General features: G+C 35.0%; 18 protein-coding genes. 17 read left to right on the forward strand and 1 reads right to left on the reverse strand.

Features of this window, described 5'->3' with window-relative positions; genetic code table 11:
• Positions 1–80: 80 nt before the first annotated feature.
• From MHB75_RS04460 to MHB75_RS04495, 8 genes are all read left to right on the forward strand, one after another.
• A complete protein-coding gene (locus MHB75_RS04460) occupies positions 81–1,376 on the forward strand; it encodes an SPFH domain-containing protein (RefSeq protein ID WP_087680484.1) in 1,296 nt (431 codons plus the stop codon).
• A 12-nt stretch (positions 1,377–1,388) separates the two neighbouring features.
• Positions 1,389–2,477, forward strand: a complete 1,089-nt coding sequence (locus tag MHB75_RS04465; RefSeq protein ID WP_087680483.1) for a hypothetical protein — start codon at positions 1,389–1,391, stop codon at positions 2,475–2,477.
• 90 nt (positions 2,478–2,567) lie between these two features.
• Positions 2,568–3,731, forward strand: coding sequence for a hypothetical protein (locus MHB75_RS04470; protein WP_340996109.1), 1,164 nt, complete (start codon positions 2,568–2,570; stop codon positions 3,729–3,731).
• Position 3,732: 1 nt separating this feature from the next.
• On the forward strand, positions 3,733–4,857 hold the full coding sequence (locus MHB75_RS04475; RefSeq protein WP_340996111.1) for an AAA family ATPase: 1,125 nt from the start codon (positions 3,733–3,735) through the stop codon (positions 4,855–4,857).
• A complete protein-coding gene (locus MHB75_RS04480) occupies positions 4,858–6,081 on the forward strand; it encodes a VWA domain-containing protein (RefSeq protein ID WP_340996112.1) in 1,224 nt (407 codons plus the stop codon).
• A 73-nt stretch (positions 6,082–6,154) separates the two neighbouring features.
• Complete coding sequence (locus MHB75_RS04485) at positions 6,155–6,664, forward strand: YusW family protein (protein ID WP_340996113.1); 510 nt, start codon at positions 6,155–6,157, stop codon at positions 6,662–6,664.
• A 156-nt stretch (positions 6,665–6,820) separates the two neighbouring features.
• The gene (locus tag MHB75_RS04490; RefSeq protein WP_170214740.1) at positions 6,821–7,645 is read left to right on the forward strand and encodes an AraC family transcriptional regulator; all 825 of its coding nucleotides are present in this window, start codon (positions 6,821–6,823) and stop codon (positions 7,643–7,645) included.
• Between the two features lie 14 nt (positions 7,646–7,659).
• A complete protein-coding gene (locus MHB75_RS04495) occupies positions 7,660–8,697 on the forward strand; it encodes an NAD(P)/FAD-dependent oxidoreductase (protein ID WP_340996116.1) in 1,038 nt (345 codons plus the stop codon).
• A 14-nt stretch (positions 8,698–8,711) separates the two neighbouring features.
• Here the strand turns inward: MHB75_RS04495 and MHB75_RS04500 are convergent, their stop codons facing one another.
• Positions 8,712–10,070 carry an MATE family efflux transporter gene (locus tag MHB75_RS04500; RefSeq protein WP_340996117.1) on the reverse strand — a complete coding sequence of 453 codons (1,359 nt, stop codon included), beginning with the start codon at positions 10,068–10,070 and terminating at the stop codon, positions 8,712–8,714.
• Between the two features lie 69 nt (positions 10,071–10,139).
• On the opposite strand from MHB75_RS04500, the gene MHB75_RS04505 reads away from it, so the two are divergent.
• The 9 genes from MHB75_RS04505 to MHB75_RS04545 all read left to right on the forward strand — a co-directional run bounded on the left by MHB75_RS04505 (position 10,140) and on the right by MHB75_RS04545 (position 23,591).
• Positions 10,140–10,964, forward strand: coding sequence for a MerR family transcriptional regulator (locus MHB75_RS04505; RefSeq protein ID WP_340996118.1), 825 nt, complete (start codon positions 10,140–10,142; stop codon positions 10,962–10,964).
• A gap of 57 nt (positions 10,965–11,021) precedes the next feature.
• Positions 11,022–11,747: a FadR/GntR family transcriptional regulator gene (locus tag MHB75_RS04510; RefSeq protein ID WP_340996120.1), complete on the forward strand. Its 726-nt coding sequence runs from the start codon at positions 11,022–11,024 to the stop codon at positions 11,745–11,747.
• A gap of 594 nt (positions 11,748–12,341) precedes the next feature.
• A complete protein-coding gene (locus MHB75_RS04515; RefSeq protein WP_340996121.1) occupies positions 12,342–12,932 on the forward strand; it encodes a DUF1819 family protein in 591 nt (196 codons plus the stop codon).
• A gap of 4 nt (positions 12,933–12,936) precedes the next feature.
• The gene (locus MHB75_RS04520) at positions 12,937–13,503 is read left to right on the forward strand and encodes a DUF1788 domain-containing protein (RefSeq protein WP_285216308.1); all 567 of its coding nucleotides are present in this window, start codon (positions 12,937–12,939) and stop codon (positions 13,501–13,503) included.
• Positions 13,504–13,557: 54 nt separating this feature from the next.
• On the forward strand, positions 13,558–17,139 hold the full coding sequence (brxC, locus tag MHB75_RS04525; RefSeq protein WP_340996123.1) for a BREX system P-loop protein BrxC: 3,582 nt from the start codon (positions 13,558–13,560) through the stop codon (positions 17,137–17,139).
• Positions 17,140–17,150: 11 nt separating this feature from the next.
• On the forward strand, positions 17,151–20,663 hold the full coding sequence (gene pglX / locus MHB75_RS04530) for a BREX-1 system adenine-specific DNA-methyltransferase PglX (protein ID WP_340996125.1): 3,513 nt from the start codon (positions 17,151–17,153) through the stop codon (positions 20,661–20,663).
• Between the two features lie 80 nt (positions 20,664–20,743).
• Positions 20,744–21,526 (forward strand): hypothetical protein, encoded by a 783-nt coding sequence (locus MHB75_RS04535; protein ID WP_340996127.1) that lies wholly within the window; start codon positions 20,744–20,746, stop codon positions 21,524–21,526.
• 36 nt (positions 21,527–21,562) lie between these two features.
• Positions 21,563–22,369 (forward strand): DUF2971 domain-containing protein, encoded by an 807-nt coding sequence (locus MHB75_RS04540; RefSeq protein WP_340996128.1) that lies wholly within the window; start codon positions 21,563–21,565, stop codon positions 22,367–22,369.
• Between the two features lie 256 nt (positions 22,370–22,625).
• Complete coding sequence (locus MHB75_RS04545) at positions 22,626–23,591, forward strand: DUF3800 domain-containing protein (RefSeq protein ID WP_340996129.1); 966 nt, start codon at positions 22,626–22,628, stop codon at positions 23,589–23,591.
• The last annotated feature ends 22 nt before the right edge of the window (positions 23,592–23,613 follow it).

Genomic DNA, 23,613 nt, shown 5'->3' on the forward strand with positions numbered 1-23,613 from the left:
GCTTATTTTTTTGCTTAAAATGGAACTTTTCTCCCGAAAAATCGTATAAAAAAGTATATATAAAGACGGAGGTTGGTTAGATGGGTTTATTAAAAGCTGGAATCGGTGCCATGAAAGGCGTTTTAGAAGATCAATGGCGTGAATATATTTATTGCGAAGGACTTTCAAAAGATGTGTTAGTCGTAAAGGGGCGTAAACGCTCAACGAAGCGTGGTTCGAATAAAGGGAATGACAATATCATTTCAAACGGTTCGATTATTGCAGTAAATGAAGGACAATGTATGATGATTGTCGAGCAAGGAAAAGTAGTCGAAGTCTGTGCAGAACAGGGTGAATACGTCTATGACATGTCGACAGAACCAAGTGTCTTCTATGACGGTGATTTCATGGAAAACTTAAAAGAAACATTTAAAGAAGTCGGCAAACGCTTTACATTTGGCGGTGAACCTGCAAAAGACCAACGCGTATATTTCTTTAACACAAAAGAAATCGTCGGGAATAAATACGGAACACCATCACCTGTACCGTTCCGCGTAGTAGACCGTAATATCGGATTAGATGTCGACATCTCGATTCGTTGTCACGGGGAATATTCATATCGCATTGTCGATCCATTATTGTTCTATGTCAATGTTGTAGGGAATGTAGAGAATGAATATACACGTGATGAAATTGATAGCCAATTAAAAACAGAATTGATGACTGCGTTACAACCTGCTTTTGCAAAAATTTCAGCGCTAGGCGTTCGTTACAGCGAAGTACCCGCACATACGATGGAATTAGCTGATGCGCTCAATCAAGTATTATCTGAAAAGTGGACGGCTTCTCGTGGTCTTGCAATTGGTACGATTGGTATTAGCTCGATGAAAGCTTCTGAAGAAGACGAACAAATGATTAAGACGCTTCAAAAGAATGCGGTTATGCGTGATGCTCCAATGGCAGCGGCACAATTAACAGGTGCGCAAGCAGAAGCGATGGTCAAAGCGGCTGAAAATGAAAATGGTGCGATGAACGGCTTCATGGGCATGAATATGGCACAAAATACAGGCGGTATGAATGCAAATCAACTGTATCAAATGGCACATGAGCAGCGTATGCAACAACCAGCAGCACCCGAATCAAATGAAGCAACATGGACATGTTCGAATGGTCATACAAATACAGGGAAGTTTTGTTCGGAATGTGGCGAAAAAAAGCCAGAAGTTGAGACGTGGACATGTTCTTGTGGGGCTGAAAATACGGGTAAATTCTGTTCCGAATGTGGTCAGAAAAAACCTGTCGCTACAACATTCCATTGTTCCGAATGTGGACATGAAATGTCAGCTACATCTGCTCCAAAATTCTGTCCAGAGTGTGGTACACCTACGGGGCGCTAAGGAGGAAGTAGCATGACGAGTGATGTGAAAGAAGTAAAGCTCGATTTTGATGCGGAATGTCCTTCCTGTGGTGCTTCTGTTGAATTTAATCCGAAAACTGGAAAGCTCTCTTGTCCATATTGCGGCTATGAAGTAGATATTGCGAAACCCGAACAAGAGGAACAACGAAGCGCGCAAGAACTTGATTTTTACGACGCAAAAAATCGTGGAAGATTTGACTGGGGTGTCGAAAAAAAGACTGTTATTTGCTCGGAATGTGCGGCAGAAACGATTTATGATGCGCTCCAAGTAGCAGATACTTGTCCGTATTGTGGTTCACATCAAGTGATGGAAGCAAGTACAGAAGAAACACTTGCGCCGAACGGGGTTTGTACGTTTGAAGTAACCGATAAGGAAGCAGGCGAATCTTTTCATAAATGGATTCGTAGCCGTATTTTCACACCGAGACAGGCGAAGTTAAGTGCGAAACCAGATGCTTTTACAGGTGTCTACTTACCGTATTGGACATTTGATTCACGAACGATTTCGTATTACTCTGCGCAGTATGGGATTAATCGAACGGTACGTGATGCAGAAGGAGAGACACGAATCGTAACAGATTGGTATTCGACATCCGGTGTTTATCAAGAGTTTTTTGATGATGAATTGGTGAGTGCAACGAGAAGATATGATCGCGATATGATGCGCAAAATTGAACCGTTTCGTTTAACAGATAATAAAGGGTACCGACCTGAATATGTCAGTGGTTTTTTAGCAGAACGCTATAGTATCGGCTTAGATGAAGGTTTTGAAGAAGCGAAATCGAGTATTCATAACAAAATCGAACAAGCGATTAAATCAAAAGTTCGCTTTGAACATGGCGCAGATATTGTTGGTCATGTATCGTTTTCGACAACACATGATGACATTACGTATAAATATTTGATGCTACCGATTTGGTTATCTTCTTTTAAATATAAAGATAAGCTCTATCGTTTCATGGTGAACGGTCAAACAGGTCGTGTAGGTGGTAGTGCGCCAATCTCACCTGTTCGAGTGGGAATCGCGGTATTATTATCAATTGCCGTGATTTATATGATTTATCTATTCTCACAATCTTAAATTGAATTGGAGGAATTGCCTAAACGGTGATTCCTCTTTTTGTTATAATAAAGTGACTTTAAAAGAAACAAATGAGAGAGGAAGAGCTCGTTGAATGAATTTTATATGGTTGCAGATACCGCGCGGTTAAAAAATATAAAACCAGAGGAATTAATCCAGCAACCTTTCTATATCGTACCGAAACAAATACCTTGTATCCAGCTACAGTTAGATGCACAAACTATTCAGCACATGTTGACGCATTTACCACGTCAATTAGAGGAGATGAAGCAGTCACTAGAGCAAAAAGTGACACGTTTTCAATCAGCTAGTAGCGTCAGACAGCAATATCAAGCGATTGAAAAAGAGCTAGTAAAACTAGTGCAAAATGAAGCAGTGATTGGACAACCCATTTCAGCAGAAAGCGCACGTATTTTATACGATCAAGTAGCCTATTACTTAGAATGGCTAATGAAAGAAGTCGTATATGTTCAACAAGAAACACTCCTCTCATTCACTGAAAAAAACTGGAATGAAAAAAAGAATATAGACGATTTTTTAACAGTATGTCATACATGGTTTGAGACGATTTTCCATGTAACACCCACATTGAAAAAAGTAGATTTACAACAAGACTGGCTTGGGATTTCAGATGATGGTATCACGTATAACTACCACCTATTTGCAGGATATGACGTACTATACGATTTTAAAACGATGTTTAAAACAGCTGACGTACCAGGATTCATATTAAATCTTTCGAAATTTTTAGTGCGTGATACAACGCGAGGTAAGACGAAAACCGCTCTAACAGAATTTGCTTACAGTCGCGTGATTAAAGGGCTTGGGATTTACCCAGATGAAGACCATCTATTTTGTTATCGCTATAATCCTTTATTTCAGTTAAGCTGTTCTGATTTTGCACTGCCTTATTTAACAGAGCGTAAACGATATATGATTTATGCGATGTATGATTTACGTCAAAATACTACATCTCCATTTGTACAATATGATGAGCGTAAATACGGTGCAACGATTCATGCCGAGAATAACGAGTTGAAAGAAGCCTATGCAAATATCACACCGCGTTTTTTAGCTTGTAGTTATACAGAAAAGGAACAAGAACAACTTGATTTTGACCGTATTCCTATTCAAGCGATGTGGTTAGAGGATGAAGCGGCACTTCGAGATTTTATACAACAAGATTCGCAGTACCCTGCTTTTACACATGTCCTAATCGAACAATTTTTAAAACGAATAGAAGGTGGCAAATAGAATGAAGCCTGAAGTACAAAAATTACAGCAAATTGAACAACAACTAAATGCACACTTTATCGAACGACAACATGAAATTCATGCCATCTTACTCGGTATCTGTGCGCAAAAAAATGTCCTATTGATTGGTGCGCCCGGTGTTGCGAAATCAAATATTGTCGACCAATTCATGCATGTATTACCGACAACTTATGGTACATTCAAGCGACTAATTTCACCGACCACACAACCAGAAGAATTATTCGGATCTGTCCGCTTTGACCGTTTAAAAGAAGGTGTGATGGAACGAAATATTGAAGGACAGCTCCCAACGGCACATGTAGCTTTTTTAGATGAAGTGTTTAAAGCAACATCTGATTTACTTAATAGTTTATTAAAAATTATGAATGAACATCGCTTTGAAAATGGTACCGAAGAATTGACGACACCACTGTTCACATTAATCGGTGCAAGTAATGAATTTCCAGAAGAAGACCGTTTGAATGCATTGTATGATCGCTTTTTAATTCGCCGTGAAGTAGAAGCGATTCAAACGCCTACGCACTTCATGCAGATGTTACAGGGGAATACAGATGAGATTACACTACCTCGTCTAACGGCAGAGGAGATACAGGTTATCCACGCTGAAACAAAAGCAGTTCACATTCCGCAGACGATGATTGAAATGTTGACGGATATTCATTTTAAATTGAAAGATGCAGGGATTGTTGTGTCTGATCGCCGCACGAAGCAATGTTTATCGATCTTACAAGCTGAAGCATATTTACAAGGACGCGACGAAGTGAAGCAGTCGGATTTTCGTGTGTTAGTAGATTGTTTATGGATTGAGTCGGAAGATCGTGAGACGGTACAAGATTTACTTGCACCTTATACAAAAACAGTCATCGACCAATTGTTTGTGCAATTGAATCGTTTGCGTATGGAAGTAGATGCGAAACATGCAGTACTCAAACAAGCAGAGATGATTCAATATGAGGAATATGCACAGTTTGCTTCAGCCGTTTTAATGAAGTGGCAGCAAATCGAACAAGAAATGATGATAGAGTCACCAACAGAAGAAGAACTGCAAAAGTTAAATGAATGGAAAGCACAACTACATGAAAAAATAGCGGAGGAAGTGATGTAGTTGCATAATGAGTTAAATAGTCAACTGATGGATATCGACCGATTTACGATGCAAGCATATAACGACTTACTCACGCATCATGAAGGACTGCAACAATTAGTTGAAAAACAGGAACAATTACCACAATTAGTACGTGATGTATGGTGTATGCTCTACACTGGAAAGACCGAATTTAAAACGACTTCTCCTTTACAAATACTAAGTGAACTACAAGAGTTTCCGCTTTTTTTACAACAAGCGATGGGTGATAAACTGATTACGACGCTTGCGACACTAAGATTTGGCTATTTATTTTTACGTCAACTGGAACAACCGGAAGATGAGTCATTAGAAGATGCATTTAAAAAAGAGATACAGCATGTTTTAGAGCAAGTAGAATATGTAGAAGATTTACTCAGTAGTTTGCAACAACGAAAACAAGAGAGACAGCAAACACCGATTTATGATCAGTTGGCTTTAGCAGATGCACTAGAAAAGCAATCAGAACTACAACAAATGGCTGAATGGGCGAAAAAATTTAAAATTTCAGCGAAACAAAAGCGCGTTCAAACGAAAACTGCTTCCATACTAAAAGGGACTGTAACAACAGGACAAAAAGCAGAGCGTTTATTACCTATTGAGTATTTGAAATCTGAAACACCTGAAGCAAAACTTGATTTTCTTGTGCGTTTTTCAGAAGGAAGAACCCGCATGTATGATTATAAAGAGCGCACGAAAAAAGAAAAGGGCGCACTCATTATTTGTTATGACGAGAGTAGTAGTATGCAAGATTTAGACGTACAAGGAAAAGGTTTTTTAATGGCTTTACTTAGTATGGCGAAACAAGATCGTCGAGATTTTGTGTTTATTCCATTTAGTGGTGATGTGGATTATCAGCAAATTCAGCATTTTAAAAAAGGGAAATATAAAATCCCTCAATTTCTTCAATTTGCACAGTCGTATATTGGAGGCGGAACAAATTTTGAAAAGCCGCTTCAACAAGCCATTCAATTTATGAAGCATTCGACAAAAGGGGAAGTATTATTTATTACGGATGGTGTCTGTCATATTCCGGAAACAGTAATCGAACAGATGAATGCAGAAAAGACAAAAAAACAGTTTTATTTGATGTCATTATTGATTGGACATAACAAACATCCTGGACAATTAGCGGAAATTTCAGATGAAGTGCTTCATTTAATTCATTTTCAAGATATTCATCATACGAGAGTTTTTGAATTATAGAGTAAATATAGGTCTAAAATGTTTTAAAAAAAGAAAATGTGGAAAAGTGCTATTGAAAGGACGTGTACTATTAATGAATAAAAAATTAGCTCTTTATGCAGTTCCATTATTAGCGTTATCGTTGGCAGCATGTAGCACAGATAAGGATGAGAAGAAAGAAGAAACAAAAGTAGAGGAGCCTGCATCAGATACTACAAATGATTCGTCGTCATCTTCATCTTCAACTGACTCTTCAAAAGACGATAGCTCAACGAATGAAAAAGTAGCAGAGCAACCGTACAAAAAAATGGATCTTGATGTTGAGTATGATAAAGGTGACTACACATTTGAATATGAGAAGAAGAGTAATGGCGATGTAGCAGAAATAGAAGATGAGCGTGACAATACGAAAAAGACGGGTGATGAAGCTCTAGGTGAACTGCAACCAATTGTTGAGAAGTTCACGTTTGACCAAAACTCATCAGATGAAGAAGTGAAGAAACAAATCATGGATAATATTAAAATCGATGATAATTACAAGTCTATCAAACTAGAAGTGAAGTTTGATGATGGTAAAGAAAAAGAATATAAATTCGTTAAATAATTGAATGTGAAAAACTAGTATCGTCTTATCAGGTGATGCTAGTTTTTTCTTTTCTAAAAGGATTTTTCACATTAATTGAGAATTTTTATCAATTAAACTTGAAATTGATAATCATTATCATTTATAATGAATGTATTAGTTATGGAGGTTATGTCGATGGATTTAACAATGATGGATGTAACAGCATACTTTGCAAAAGCAGCTGTTTCTTTAACGAATGTCTTTCAAGAGCATATTTTAGCTGAACATAAATTAACACATATTCATACACAATCGAGTGCATTTATCTTCCCAGTAAGCGGAAAAGCCTGGGTGCACAGTGGTCGTGAGAAATTCTTTATTACACCAGGTCGTATTTTACATATTCACGAACGTGAAACACTTCATATTGAAAATTGTGGTGAACAAGATGTACAATTTATCGTTGCACAGTATCAAGTAGCCATTCGATCCGATGATGATTTATATGATGATGCTTTCGTGCTGCGCGTATCAGATACCACAATTTATTTAGAAGATGCCGTTCGATTATTGGATATGCAGGCGCTACCAGGAGCGATGGCAGCACTTCAACGTCGCACGCTCTTTTTCCAACTCATCGAACGCTGTATGGAAGGTGTACGCGATCAACAGCTTCAATCGACGGTAGATGTGATGGAGTCCATCGTTGCTTATATTCAACAACACTATCGCGAGAAAATTAATGTCACAAAAATTGCAGAGAAATTTCAAATTGAGCGTCGTCGTCTTGCTTATTTATTTGAAAAACATACCGGGTTATCACCGAACGCGTATATTACAGCGTATCGCATTTCAAAAGCGAAAGAATTACTAGAACGTGTGGATTTATCCATTGCAGAAGTAGCAGAGCGTGTAGGATATGATGATTGTTTCTATTTTAGTCGTGTATTTAAAAAACAAACAGGTTATGCACCTTCAACTTACAGAAGAAAACAAATCGTCGCATGGACAACAATGTAAAGGAGCAGATGAACATGACAGAGATATATGATGTAACGATTATTGGCGGAGGACCAGCAGGATTATATGCCGCATTTTATGCCGGACTGCGTAATATGAAAACAAAAATAATTGAGTTCCAATCTGAATTAGGTGGTAAAGTGCGTCTATTCCCTGAAAAGAAGATTTGGGATATTGGTGGTCAGCCCCCAATTACTGGTGATGCCTTCATCAAACAACTCATTGAACAAGGTCTAACGTTCCATCCAACTGTGTATGTAGAAACGAAAGTAGAACGTATTGTCGATCAACTAGATGGAACATTCCATATTGAAACAAATAAAGGAACGCATATGAGTCGCTCGGTCATTGTCGCAGTTGGTGGCGGAATTATTCAACCACAGAAGTTACAAGTAGCAGGTGTTCCAAAAGAAGATGTGCAAAATATGCACTATGTTGTACGTGAGTTTGAACAGTTCCGCGATCAAGTAGTACTCATTTCAGGTGGCGGTAACACAGCTGTTGACTGGGCAAATGAATTACATGGTATTGCCAAAGAAATTCATGTTGTCTACCGCGGCGAAACCTTATCTGCTCATGAAGCTCAAGTGGAACAGGTGATGCAGCATGCTACAGTTCATACGCAAACACAGATTACACAAGTTCATGCTAATGAAAATACGAATTGTATAGAAAATGTAACGATTGAACAAGCAGCAGGTGAAAAAATGATCTCCGTTGATCATATGATTGTCAGTCATGGCTTTGATTTAGATCAAACATTACAATATGACGTATCGATTCCGCTTGAACGAATCGACCATGCCATTGCTTCGACTGCTACAGGTAAAACGGATATGCCAGGTATTTTTGTGGCAGGGGATATCGCTAAGTACGAAGGGAAAGTAAATCTATTAGTCGGCTGTTTCCAAGATGCTGTTAATGCAGTGAATGGTGCGAAACTACACATCGAACCAACTGCTAGCCATGTAGCAATGGTTAGCTCACACAATGACCGCGTACAAAAACGCATGGCAGTAGAAGCAAGAAAAAATGAGAAGTCGCTCGTTTAGGCGACCTCTCATTTTTATTTTGGTATTGGATTTGCTTTTGGTACCCACTTCATACAGATTAATAAAATGATACATGTTAATCCTTCAGCAATCGGGAAGGCAAGCCAGATTGTAATGCTTGGCAATGCCATTGGTAGTAAAATAAGTAATGGCATAAAGAGTAGAATACTTCTACTTAGTACAATTAATACGGAAAGGCGAATGCGTTTAATCGCTTGGAAATACTCTGCAATTACTAAATTGAAGCCTAAGAAAATATAACCTGTGAAGTAAAGGAGAATCCCTTTTTCCGTAAAGACGACAACAGTTGGATCATCAACACCAAATAGTTTGATGAGTAAGGATTTTCCGAAAATCCCGATGATGAGTAAGAGCACACCAATAATGGTCGCAGTTAAAATGCCAAGTAATAAAAACGATTTTAAACGATCATAAAGTCGCGCGCCGTAATGATAACTTACAAGCGGTTGAATCGAAGCACCTACTGCAATGAAAATCATTAAAAAGACCGCGTGCAAATAATTGATGATCGCAAATGCTGTGACACCCACTTCTCCTGTATAATGAAGGAAAGTAAGATTATACATCACAACGATGACAGCAAAACTCATCTCGACGACATAACTTGGTAAACCGATTTTTAAAATATCGAGCATACCACGTAGTGAACGAGTAGGCTTTACAAAGTGTAGATGATTTGCAGGTGTACGGAAATGAAGTAATAGAATACATAGACCAATTAGTGTGGCAATACCAGTCGCATATGCGGCACCAGAGACACCCCATTGCCAAACGAAAATAAAGAAATAATTAAGTACGACATTTAAAACGGCTGTGACACCTAAACCCGTCATAGCTAATTTCGGATTCCCGTCATTTCGAATGAAAATACTTAAAATATTTTCAAGTACAAAGACAAAACCGAAAATGAGAATGACCCATAGATAATCACGTACATACGGATAGGTCACTTCACTTGCACCAAAAAGGTAAGCGACTGCTTTAAGTTTCCATAACCCAATCACGATTAGAATGCCTACAATCACTAACGTTAAAATAATTGAGCGTGTAAAGATGGCATGTGCTTTTTGAAATTTATTTTCGCCAAGTGCGATGGAGAATAAGGTCGCACCGCCCATCCCAATCCAGAGCGATACAGCTAATAAAATAGAGAAAATCGGTGTGGCAATATTCACACCGGCAAGTGCCTGTTCACCAACGCCATGACTGACGAAGATGCCATCGACGAGAATATTACTTGCCATGAGTAACATGCCGAAAAGCGATGGGAATAAATAAGATAAAAATAGTTTTTTAGGTGGGCTTGTTTGAAGTTTAAGCGCCATTGGATCTTGTTGTGTTGCGGTTGTCACGATATCAATTCCTTTCGTAGTTATAATGCTAAAGTATATGGTTACCGTATAGTCAAGGGGGAAATGTAGATGGAAAGAGAAAAATTAAAAGGTTTTTTTACAACAGGCGAATTTGCCCGTTTATGTAATGTGCGAAAACAAACATTATTTCACTATGATGAAATTGGTTTATTAAAACCAGAAGTGAAGCTCGATAATGGTTATCGTTACTATTCCTATCAACAATTCGATGTCTTTAGTGTCATCGAATTATTAAAAGAATTGAATATGCCATTGAAGGAGATTAAACAGTTTTTAGCAACAAAATCACCAGAGCAGTTTGTGACATTATTTGAAGAAAAAAAGCGTGAGCTACAACAAAAAATGAAGCATTTGAAGCAGTTGGAGCGCATTGTTGATACAAAATTGGCGATTACAAAAGAAGGAATGGCGACAGATTTTACAACAATTCGTATTCAACCTGAAGAAGAAGAGCGTTTTTTCATTAGTGCAGATGTTAAAAATACAGATGATAAAGCCTTCTTACATGCGATTTCTGACTTGATTGAGTTTGTTTATAATGAAGAATTAGATATTGGCTATCCAATTGGAGCGATTTTACAAATAGAAGAAATTGAAAACGAAGATTACGAGAACTATGTTAATTTATACACAAAAATCGCGCCGACCAAACGTCAAGTGCCGATTCATGTGAAGGAGAAGGGGTTCTACGTAGTTGCCTATCATATTGGGGAAGAATCGAAAAAACATACAACTTATGAGCGTATCCAGCAATATGTACGAAATCAACAAATGCGATTAGCGAGTGATGCGTATGAGGAGTATGTGTTTGAAGAAACAGCTGTTTCAGAATTAGAAAATTATGTCACAAAAATTAAAATACGTGTTGAGTAGAAAAAGTAGGAAGAAGCGAGATGAAATATGCTAAAATGAGGATAAGAGGTGGGGGTAATGGGAATTAAAATCGTACAACGTAAAAAAATTTACGAAGAAGTCGCGGAACAATTAATGGCATTAATTAAATCTGGGGAACTATTGCCAGGAGACCGTCTAGATTCGGTAGAAGAATTAAGTCGTCAGTTTGATGTAGGGCGTTCAACGATTCGCGAGGCATTAACAGCATTGCGTGCGATGGGCTTAATCGAGATGAAACAAGGTGAGGGGACCTTCGTTAAAAATTTTGATGGGCGTACACTAGGAATACCGCTTGCATCTGCGCTACTCATGACGAAAAAAGATATTGCCGAACTGCTAGAAGTCCGTCGTGTATTAGAAGTAGGTATGGTGAAAAGTGCCGCAGAAAATCGGACGATGGAAGATTTAGCTGCATTAAAAGGGCATTTACAAGAGATGTATGATCATACAGATCAACCGAAAATTGCCGAACAAGCTGATTTAGCGTTCCACTATACAATTGCGAAAGCAACACATAATGAGATGTTACAATCTCTTTTTAAAACAGTGAATGATGTGATGAGCGAAGTCATTCATGATACACGTCTCATCTGTTTATATGATGAGCAAGCGACATTTGAAGCATTGAATGCGCAACATTTACATATCTTTAATGCGATTGAATCACAAAATATTGACCAAGCAAACGAAGCGATGACAACACATCTTCAGTTTGTGGAAGACGTATTGAATAGCTATGTGGCAGAGCAAAAAGAAGGATAAATAAAAATAAGAAAGCTTCAGTATTTTATATGCTGAGGCTTTTTAAGTTGTATTAGGATGTTCGTTTTGGGCGATGCTTTTCGCGGGCACGGCTTCATCTCATGTTGGCGATTCATCGCCAACATGGATATTCCGCTCGTACTGTTCCCGCAGAAGTCACGCCCACACGTCCATCTAATGTAAAAAGTAGCTATGTGAACTTAAGTTGTTATTATCGTTTCTTTTTGCTATAGAATGTTTTCGCTAGATAGAAAGGTTGGATTGTTTAAAGTTATTTTCTTAACATAGGGTAAAGGTATAGGAGATAAAACACTTTCAAAAAGCTTGCTGAACTAGATTAAAAAGTATAGAAGTTACTTGCCATGGTATTTATAAATAAAATGTAAATATTAAATTGAATCAAATATTAATTAGAGATACAATAATAAAAGAATAATAAAAAAGTAATAAATTTATCTGAAATCAATGACAATTTTATTAGTAACGCAAGGTTATAAAGTCATTATAAAAAAGATTAAATAGTTGGAAATCAAACTTTGGTTATTTTGAAATATTATTAAAGTATAAAATATAAAAAACGAGGGATGTGAAAGTATGGATTTAGAATATTCTTCGGCGTTAACAGGTGCGGGCTTTATGCTTTATGAAGTGAAGCAAATTGCTAAACTTAAAGAAGCTGGATTTTCAGATAAAGATATCCGTTATAAAGTATTAGATGAAAATATCTTTCAGTACGATAAGCTATCTAGTGTCAAGAGAGCTCTGCCTTATATTTTAAAACGTGTCGATGTATTAGATGGAACATTAAGAAAGTTATTAATAGAAGAAAGTTTTGAAGTAGGGAAAGTTATTAATCTTTACGCCATTATGAAAGCAGATCGTCTCTTCTATGAATTTATGCAAGAAGTAGTTGCTGAAAAGTTGAAGAAAGATAATTATTATATTGATAAAATGGATGTGAACTTTTTCTTTGCAACAAAAATAGAACAAAATACTACGATATCTAATTGGTCGGATTCAACTATTGCTAAGTTGAAACAAGTATTTAAAAAAATATTGTTAGAAGTTGGAATATTAGAGAGTTTAAAAACAGGCGAATTAAATCGTTTGATTGTAGATAGCCAAGTAAGTGAACATCTCCAAAGCATAGGTGAAAAGAATTATGTGAAAGTGATGGGGGAGTGATAGAATGGTGACTTTAAAAGAGCAATTAAGACAAATTAGCGAGCGTATTAAAGAAGATAAATTCATTGAAGGGCGAGGGCTAGGAAATGAAATTAGCTTCTATATTTTTGATTACAATCCTAAAGACGAGTTATTAGTCCGCGAACATGTGATGAATTTGCATAAAGAATTTAAGGATGGTTTATATAATAGAAAAATAATTGAATTCGATTTGTACAAAATGCTAATAGATATCACAAAAGAGAAACGAATTTTTGATCGTATTCCAGAAATGGAGTCAAAGCAGGGTAAAGATGCACTGTTTAAAGCGATGACTACGTTTGCCAAACCAGAAATATTTTTAAATAAAATCGAAGAGCAAATCGAAGATCACAATGTTGTATTACTTACAGGCGTAGGAAAAGTATATCCTTTTGTACGTTCACATAATATTTTAAACAATTTACAAGAAGTATTAGATAAAATACCGGTAATTATGTTTTTTCCAGGGCAGTATGATGGTCAGTCACTACAGTTATTTAATAAATTTAAAGACGATAATTATTATCGTGCATTTCGTTTAGTTGATTAACTAAAATATAGCAAAATTTTGATGAGGCGAAATTGATAAAATGGAGGGACACACATGCAATTAAAACAAATGTTTGTAAAAGATATTGAACGTGATATTCGTGGCGTTATTAAAGTTGGACAAAAAAATGAAGAAGACATTTACCAAGAGCTAGATGAGTATGTTGTAACAAAAGAGTTACATACACACTTTTCAAAGTTTTATGATAACTACATAAAAGGCATTCAAGGCAATACAGATAAAATGGGTGTTTGGATTTCTGGCTTCTTCGGTTCAGGTAAATCACACTTCTTAAAAATTCTTGCCTATCTTTTAGAAAATAGTACGGTTCAAGGGAAAAAACCTGTCGATTTCTTTGAAGATAAAATTAAAGATGCGCTTGTTTACGCGAACATGAAACGAACAGCAGATGTTGATACAGAAGTTATTTTGTTCAATATTGATTCAAAAAGTTCTCTAGATAATAAATCAAAAGAAGATGCAATTTTACGTGTGTTTATGAAAGTTTTTTATGAGCATCGCGGCTATTATGGCGACATCCCAGGCGTTGCAGAGATGGAGAAATATTTAGATGAGCAGGGTGTTTATGGTGCGTTTAAAGAAGAGTTTAAAGTACTTGCAGGTGAGTCATGGGAAGACCGACGCAATAGTTTTTACTTTGATCGTGATTATGTTATTGGTGCGTTAGTAAAAGCAAATAACATGACAGAGGAATCAGCTGGTAACTGGTTTGATAATGGGGTTAATAACTTTGAAATCAGCATTGAAAAGTTTGCGAAAGATGTAAAGTCGTACATCGATAGTAAAGGACCAAACTTCCACTTGGTCTTCTTGGTTGATGAGATTGGACAGTATATAGGTGATAGCCGTAACTTGATGCTCAATTTACAAACACTTACAGAAGATTTAGGAACATATGCACATGGAAAAGTATGGGTAATGGTGACTTCACAGGAAAGCATTGACTCAATTATTAAAGTAAAAGGTGATGACTTTTCACGTATTCAAGGACGTTTTGATACACGTTTATCATTATCATCCATTTCCGTAGATGAAGTTATTAAGAAACGTATTTTAGAAAAGCAACCACACATTTATGACCGACTTCGTGCAGATTTCCCAAATAAAAGTGCTGTGCTTAAAAATTTAATTAGCTTTAAGGAAAATACAGCAGATTTACGTGGTTATGCGGATGATATAGAGTTTGCAGAAGTATATCCGTTTGTACCATATCAATTTAAATTACTGCAAAACGTATTCGAACAAGTTCGTAAACATGGTTCATCTGGTAAACACTTATCAGAAGGTGAGCGTTCAATGCTTTCAGCGTTTAAAGAGGCTGGACTGCAATTTAAGGATGCTGAAGAGGGTGCTTTAATACCGTTCTATGCATTTTATGACACGATTAAAGAATTTTTAAATCCATCGATTACACGTGTTATTGAAGGAGCAAAAATGAACCCAGCGCTTTCCGATGATGAGTTTAATACGGATCTTTTAAAAGTTCTTTTTATGCTTAAATATATTAAAGAACTACCAGCAAATATCGACAATATCGCAACTTTAATGGTCACACATATTGATGAAGATAAACTTGAATTAAAAGAAAAAATTCAACGTGCATTACGAAAACTAATTGGACAAACATTGATTGCTCAAAATGGAGATCATTTTATTTTCTTAACAGATGATGAACAAGATGTTAACCGTGAAATTAAACAAATTAATATTGATGAAGAGATTATTAAACGTGAACTAGCACAATATATTTTCAATGATTTATATGAAGAAAAGCGTTACATCTATTCGAAACAATATACATTCTCTTACAACCAAGTGATGGATGAAAAGACATATGGTACACAGTCTGCTTCGATTAGTCTACAAATTTTATCACCTCTTTCAGATCATTATCAAAAAAGTGAACAGGAATTAATGATGTTATCTTCACGTCATGATGAATTGGTTATAAAACTTGGTGGTAATGAAGGATATATGGATGAGATTGAGGAAGCGCTTCGTATTGAAGAATATCGTAAAAAGAAGAATATCACACAGCTACCGGAAAACATTCAGAATATCTTAAACAACAAACAAGCAGAAGTACGCGAAAGACGTCGCAGAGTACGCGAACTATTAGAGTACGCAATTAAAGAAGGAACTTTTTATGTCAATGGTGAAAAGTTAGAAGTGAAGGGTTCTTCTGTAAAAGAAAAAATTAATACAGCCTTTAAACATCTAGTGGATAATGTATATACAAAATTAGCTTATATTAAAGAATTTGTGGAACAAGAACGTGAGCTTGTTTTGCTATTAGCTAAAGACGATCAACAAGTAACATTCGATGAACAAATGAATAACGGACCAAATAATTTAGCGAAAAAAGAAATAATGGAATATATTAGTTTTCAAGAAGACTTACAGAAACAAATTCGTGTCAAACTTATTTATGACCGCTTTACAGATAAACCTTATGGATGGAAGCAACTTGATATTGCAAGCTTAATTGCACAGCTATTAAAAGAACAACGCATTCGTCTTCGATATAACTCTGAGTATTTAGAACCAGGTCAAGATACAAATAAAATAATCACAGTATTTGGTAAATCAAGTGAAGCAGATAAAGGAATTATCACAAAACGTGTACAAGTAGATGAAGCATTGCTACGAAGAGCAAAAAGTATTTGCCGTGAAATATTCCCACCGATGGACTTTGCAGATGATGAAGATGGTTTTGTTCAAGGTATTCGCGCAGCAATTCGTGAACAAGTATCAGAAATTAACCAATATAAAGCGAACTATGCAACGAAAGTAAAATATCCTGGACTTAGCTTGTTGGATAAAGGATTGGAATATTTCGGACAGTTTACACAGCAATTGGATAATGTTTCGTTCCTAACAAAATTAAAAAATATGGAAGACGATTTAGCTGATTGGAAAGACGATGTCAACCTTGTGAAAAGTTTCTTTAGCACGAATCAAAAAGACTTATTTGAGCAAGGCGTAGCAGCACTTGAAAAATACGAAGAAAATAAACCATATTTAGCAAGTACTGAAGTAGAAGAAGCGATGAACACACTTCGTGACATCGTACAAAATCCGATTCCATACAAAAAAATTAAAGATATTTCAACCTATGTGTATGTGCTGAACAATGAAATGTCGGGTGTATTAGCAGAGAAAAAAGCGCTAGTACAACAGAAGTTAAAGACAGCCTACGATGAATGCATGGTTTATGCAAATCAATATGGTGTATCTACAGAGACAAAGCAACAAATTGAAGCATACTACACAGGATTAAATACGAGCCTAGCTCAATTTGAAGACATCTTTAAAGTAGATGCAATGACTTCACAAAGTGATGATTTTAAAGAAAAGACATTAAAGTCGATTCAGCTAGAAATTGCAGAATGGAAACGAAAAAAAGCGTTGGATCAAGTAGTTGCAGGTGATACAGGGGTAGAACCGCCAATATTTGTTGAAGATAAAATTCAAAAAGAAGTAGTAAATGTGAAACGTCTAGTGGATATAAAAACGTTATCAAGTGAAAAAGAAGTGGATCAGTATATTAATACATTATCTACGAAGCTAAAACAAATTATTAAAGCGAATAAGCAAATCGAGTTTGAAGATTAGGAGTGACAGAAGTGAATAAAAGCGCACTGAAAAAGTTCGCAACAGAAGCACGTAAAGAGTTATTAGAACGTGTAGAACTACAAGCAAGAAAAATTGGGATAACTGCTGACTCCATTCAATCAGCAACAGTCGAAAGTTCGGATGCCGTCTTCATTGACGGCAAACAGCTTTTAGCTGTTGAACGTCGCCAACGTAACAAATTAATTAAACGAATTGAAGAAATTGGCTTTGATCGTGTAATGGAGGAAACAGCGTATACGTGGTTCAACCGCTTTATTGCACTACGCTTCATGGAAGTAAATGATTACTTGCCAACGAAAGTACGTGTTTTATCATCATATAATGCAGATAGTGCAGAGCCAGATATGATGAAAGAAGCTCTGTCACTGGATTTAGAATTAGACAAAGAATATGTTTACGAACTGAAAATGGCAAATAAAACTGATGAACTGTTTAAATATTTAATCAAAGTACATTGTAATGATTTAAATCGTTATATGCCATTTATGTTTGAAACGATTGAAGATTACAAGGAAATCTTATTCCCAGAAGGATTACTTGGAACAGATTCATTTGTACGTCAAATGACAAATCCAGATGTGATTGCAGAGAGTGATTGGGAAAGTGTTGAGATTATTGGGTGGTTATATCAGTATTATATTGCTGAGGAAAAAGATCGTATTATTCAAGCCAAAAAGAGATATAAAGCTGAAGAGTTACCATTTGCAACACAGTTATTTACGCCAGAATGGATTGTACGTTATATGGTACAAAATGCTTTAGGGCGTTATTGGATTGAATCACATCCTGAACATAGAGATTTAATTGGAAACTGGGAGTATTATTTAGAAAATCCAAATCCAGAACCTGATTTCGAAGAAAAAATAGCACCTTATATTAACAGAGAATTAAATGTGGAAGATATAAAGTGTTTTGATCCAGCAATGGGTAGCGGACATATTTTAGTTTATATGTTTGATGTTTTATTTGAGATTTATAGTAGATGTGGTTACGTGGAGAGGGAAATTCCACGTCTAATCATTGAGAAAAACTTATACGGCTTAGACATTGATGATCGAGCATATCAATTAGCAAGTTTTTCAATTGTTATGAAAGCAATGAAACATAACAAACGTTTTTTAAGAAGTATTGACAAAGATGGCTTAACGTTAAACTTAGCATCTTTACAAGAAACTAATGGTTTTACAGATGAAGAAATTGCTTTTTTAGCAGGGGAATCAGATGGTTTATCATTTGAAAAAATGAAGTCATTTATTGCTCAATTTATTGATGCTAAGTCTATCGGCTCTTTAATAAAGATTGAAAATTATGATTTTGATTTTTTTGAAACTCGTTTGAAAGTAATTGAATCTGAAAGTGCAGATTTATTTCAATTAGATATTAAGGATCGTATATTAAAAACTTTTAAAACATTAGTAAAACAAGCATTAATCATGGAGAAAAAATATGATATTTTTATTACCAACCCTCCTTATGCTGGAACTAAGTATATTACACCAGAGGTTTCAAAATATTTAAATGAGAATTTCCCTAATACTAAATCAGATCTTTACTCCGCTTTTGTTGAATATAGTTTCTTTAGAACGAAACGAAATGGACAAATAGCTTTTTTAACACCTTTTCCATGGATGTTTATTTCATCTTTCGAAAAGTTAAGGACAATAATAATAAATGAAAAAAATATTACTTCATTAATTCAATTAGAATACAATGCTTTTGAGCCTGCGATGGTTCCAGTATGTACATTTACATTAAGAAACTATTATGTGGACTTAGACGGGAATTATATTAAACTGTCCAATTTTAGAGGGCATGAAAATCAACCTGTAAAGACTATTGAAGCTATTCAAAACCCTTTAGTATCATATCGCTATATCATAAATCAGAAAAGTTTTATTAAAATTCCTGGAAATCCAATAGCTTATTGGTGTAGTGAACATGCTATTAATAATTTTTTAGAACAAAAATTCAGTGATATTGCAAACGCAAGAGCAGGAATGATTACGGGTGATAATTCTAAATTCACTAAATTATGGTATGAAGTTTCATTTGATAAAGTGGGTTTAAACATTTTTTCAAGGGAAAGGGCAAAAAAATCTCAGAAAAAATGGTTTCCATATAACAAAGGTGGGGGTTACAGGAAATGGTATGGTAATAATGAATTTGTTGTAGATTGGGAAAATGACGGCTATAGCCTTCAAAATACCAAGGATGAAAACGGGAAAGTACCTGCCCACGCTTTTAACTTTGATTATATATTTAAAAAAGCTATAACATGGTCTTCTATTACATCATCCAAATTTTCAGCTCGAAATTGTGAGGGTGGATTTTTGTTTGATGCAGGGGGATCATTTGCTAAGGTAGAAAAAGGACATAATTATATCTTAGGGTTTTTGAATTCTAAAGTAGCAGAATACTATTTGAATTCAATTAATCCTACTTTGAATTTTCAAAAAGGAAATATAGAATCTCTTCCAATAATTGATAGTCATATATATGAGGATCGAGTTGAAGAAATTGTTAGTGAAAATATATCTATATCTAAAGCTGATTGGGATTCAATTGAAACCTCTTGGGATTTCGAAAAGCATCCATTTATTAAATTCTTACCAGGTAATAGGATAGCAGAGGCTGTTCAACATTGGCACAATGAAAATAAAAATCTCTTGAAACAACTTAAGGAGAATGAAGAAGAATTAAATCGTATTTTTATTGAAATATATAAATTAAATGAGGAATTGCTACCAGAAATAAAAGAACTTGATATAACTATACGGAAATGCCAATTAGAATTAGATATAAAATCATTTATTTCTTATGTTATAGGGTGTTTATTAGGTCGCTATTCACTTGACGAGGAAGGTCTTATCTATGCTGGTGGAGAATTTGATGCATCACGTTACAAAACTTTCCCAGCAGATGAAGATAACATCTTACCTATTTTGGATGGTGCTTATTTCGAAGATGACATTGTAACGAAGTTTGTTGATTTTGTTCGAGTTACATTTAGTGAAGAAACATTGGAAGAAAACCTTGATTTCATTGCAGATGCAATTGGACGTAAAAAGTCAGAAACAGCAAGAGAAGTCATTCGCCGTTATTTCTTAAACTACTTCTTCAAAGATCATGTGCAAACATATAAGAAGCGTCCAATTTATTGGTTATTTACGTCTGGTAAAGAGAAGGCGTTCAACTGTTTAATTTACATGCATCGTTATGATGAAACTACGCTGTCTCGTATTCGTACAGATTATTTACATGAAGTGCAAATTCGTATGGATGCAGAGAAGAAGGATTTATTATCAATTATTGAAGGCGATTATACAAAAAAAGAAATTAGTGATGCGAAAAAAGCATTGAAGTCGCTTGATAAGAAAATTGATGAATTAAAGGCTTATGATGAATTACTACATCATATGGCAGATCAAAAAATCACAATTGATTTAGATGACGGTGTGAAGCATAACTATGATTTATTTAAAGGTTTAGTGGCGAAGATATAGTTTTTCTCTCAAGTATAGATTACTCTTTTTGTTTTATGGAATTTCGGCGATAATTTATTGCCAATGGAGAGTTGAGCATAATGAACATCAAACAAGATCAAGTCGCTTTATTATTGAAAGAAGCACATATTGCCTCTTCATCAATACGGTATGGATTAAATGCACTTTGTAGAGCAAATATTTATGCAAAAGGTGACTATTATCAAGCCTTTTTTCAGCTTTCTATAGGTTTAGAACGACTAATGAAGCTTATAATCAACGAGAATTATAGAGGTACGAATAACTCGTTTCCAAATAATAAAGTGTTAAAAGATTATGGGCATGATCTAATTGAAATGTTTGAAAGAATCAATGAAATAGAGCTGTTTCGTCACTCGGACGCGGATATGAATGATATTTTATTTAGCATTTTAAAATGCTTATCACAATTTGCGAAAACAACAAGATATTATAATTTAGACGCTTTAACTGGAAAACAACAAAATATTGATCCACTTATTCAATGGGCAATTATTCAAGAAGAGATTTTACGGCATAACCCAAAGCGCAAAACCTCAAGGGATAATGGAATCCAAGAATTGAAAAGCTATATTAATGAAAACAGCGTGGCTATGATCTTTAACGAAAAAAATAATATTATTGATAATACTGCTGATTTTATTGATAGAGTTGAAATGGATGCATACGTTCAAGAATATGCGGTTTATTATACTTATTTGTTAATTAGCGAACTTGTAAATAAGCTTCTTAAAATAGAATCTAATTTCGAATTATATCCTTATTTGAGTGAATTTTTCAGGGGCTTTTATGGAGGACATACGAAGTATGAAATAAGGAAAAGAAGAAACTGGACGAACTATTAAATATAAGACTTAAGTGGCAGGAGAGGCTATTATTTGATGACAAATGCGATTATTTATGACTTCTTAATGGATGGGATTAGAGGAGATTTAAGTCTTTTTTATAACAAAAAATATAAGCATATCCCAAATCGATTATTTCGATTTGAAAAATTTTCAGATGCAAGACTGGACACATTGAAACAAAATCACATCCGTATGAGTGAAGCAGAAAGATTTAATGATCCATTTGATTGTTTAGGCGTTTTCTGGAATACCGCAACACTTGCTGAATTTTCAAAAACTCAGGGTTTAAGTTATAATGGTGAATCTTTAGATAAAGAAATAGACAAAATGTTTAGAGAAGCTTTAACACCATTAAAAGTAACGTGCTTTAGTAGCGAACTATATAATTTGCCGTTATGGGGGAATTATGCTGAAAGCGGTTCAGGGTTTGCTGTGGAATATGACTTTAAACAGTTAGGTATGAATTCGGATTTTACTAAACTTCTTTATCCAGTCATTTATAGAGAGGAAAGAGAGGATATTACGGGTGTATTGAAAAAGTTAATAGAAGTTGCATCGAATGGTCAATTTCACCCGTTGCTCCGTTTGTTGTTTTACAAGAATTTAATTAAACATATTAGTTGGGCTTATGAAAAAGAATGGAGATTAATTTTCATAGAAAAAGAAAGTTTTATAAAAATGCCAATTAAGCCAACTGCTATTTATATTACTAATCGATGTGATGGTGAAAATGAAAAGCTATTGAAGGAAATTGCATTAGATTTGGAATGTAATTTTTATAAATTGATTCCTACTAAAAATAATAGAAATTTTATTTTTGAAGAGAGCTTGGCAAAATAATTTTATTGCTAAAGAAATTTGAGGTAGAAAGTATAGCAATCTCAGCTATAACTTCTACCTTCTTCGTTATTTAAGCAAAACAAAAAACCCCAGCCCTGCAAAATGGTAGCGGGGAAAGGGTTTTAAAAGAGCTATTCCAGCCCTGCAAATGATAGCGGGGAAAGAAGTTGCTCATAAATTATTATATGATGTCACCATTATATTATGCATGATGTTGAAATGTCAACATTCGCTAATTGGAAATGGAGAGGACTTTATGAACTATAAAATATTTTTTGATGAATCAAACAAATTAGATCAACCTAATGGGATATATTCTTATTATGGAGCATTAGGAATCACAACAGCTACAATGTATAATATTAATAATACCGTAGAAGAAATTAATACTCAATTAAAGACAAAAAGTGAAATTCATTTTGTTGATTATACAAGTGATACACATTTTGGAAAGTACTTTAAAGCGTTAAATTATGTATTAGATCAAGATATTAAAGTAAATTTAATGATTGTAAATAAAGAAGATGCTGAAAAAATTGCGAAGCAAATGGACCTAACAATGACACAATTGCGTGAACTGTTTTATGTAAAACTTCCTGAAAGGCTATTTTATGGTCTGACTCGTGATATAGAAGTAGGCAAGCGGGTTCAAATCATTATTGATGAAAATAGTGAATACGAGAAAATCGACTTAGAGCGTAAATTAGAAGAGCAAATGAACGCACATTCCGCCTATCGCAATAAAGGCTATAAAGTCAGTGATGTAGTTCAAGCTTCCTCTGAGAAGAGTACATTATTACAAATAATTGATGTTTTTATGGGCATTATTATTTTTCTTTTTGAGTCTCAATATAAGAGTGACACTGTTGATGATGATAGTGTTTCAAAGTTAGTCAAAAGTGATTTAATATACCGTACGCTCATTCATAATAATAACTTAGAAAAATTCCATCAAAAAATTAGTTTATATAAATGGGATGGCGAAGACGATAAAATTAAGAAAATCCATATAAGCGATTATACAGGCGCATTTTTAATTTACAAAACTCGTTATGACATACAGGAAATGGGTAAGCTTGAAAAATTAAGATTACAAAATCCAGAACAAGACACAAGATTTTATAGAGAACAGATGGGTTATAAAACACGTCAGCTGAAAACATTGCAGGGCTACATAGACGAACTCAATGGTCTGGGCAGAAATCATTTTTTCAGTAGTTAGATAAAGAAAGTAGTGATATGTA

It is taken from the genome of Kurthia sp. FSL E2-0154 (assembly GCF_038003625.1).
Classification (GTDB): domain Bacteria; phylum Bacillota; class Bacilli; order Bacillales_A; family Planococcaceae; genus Kurthia; species Kurthia gibsonii.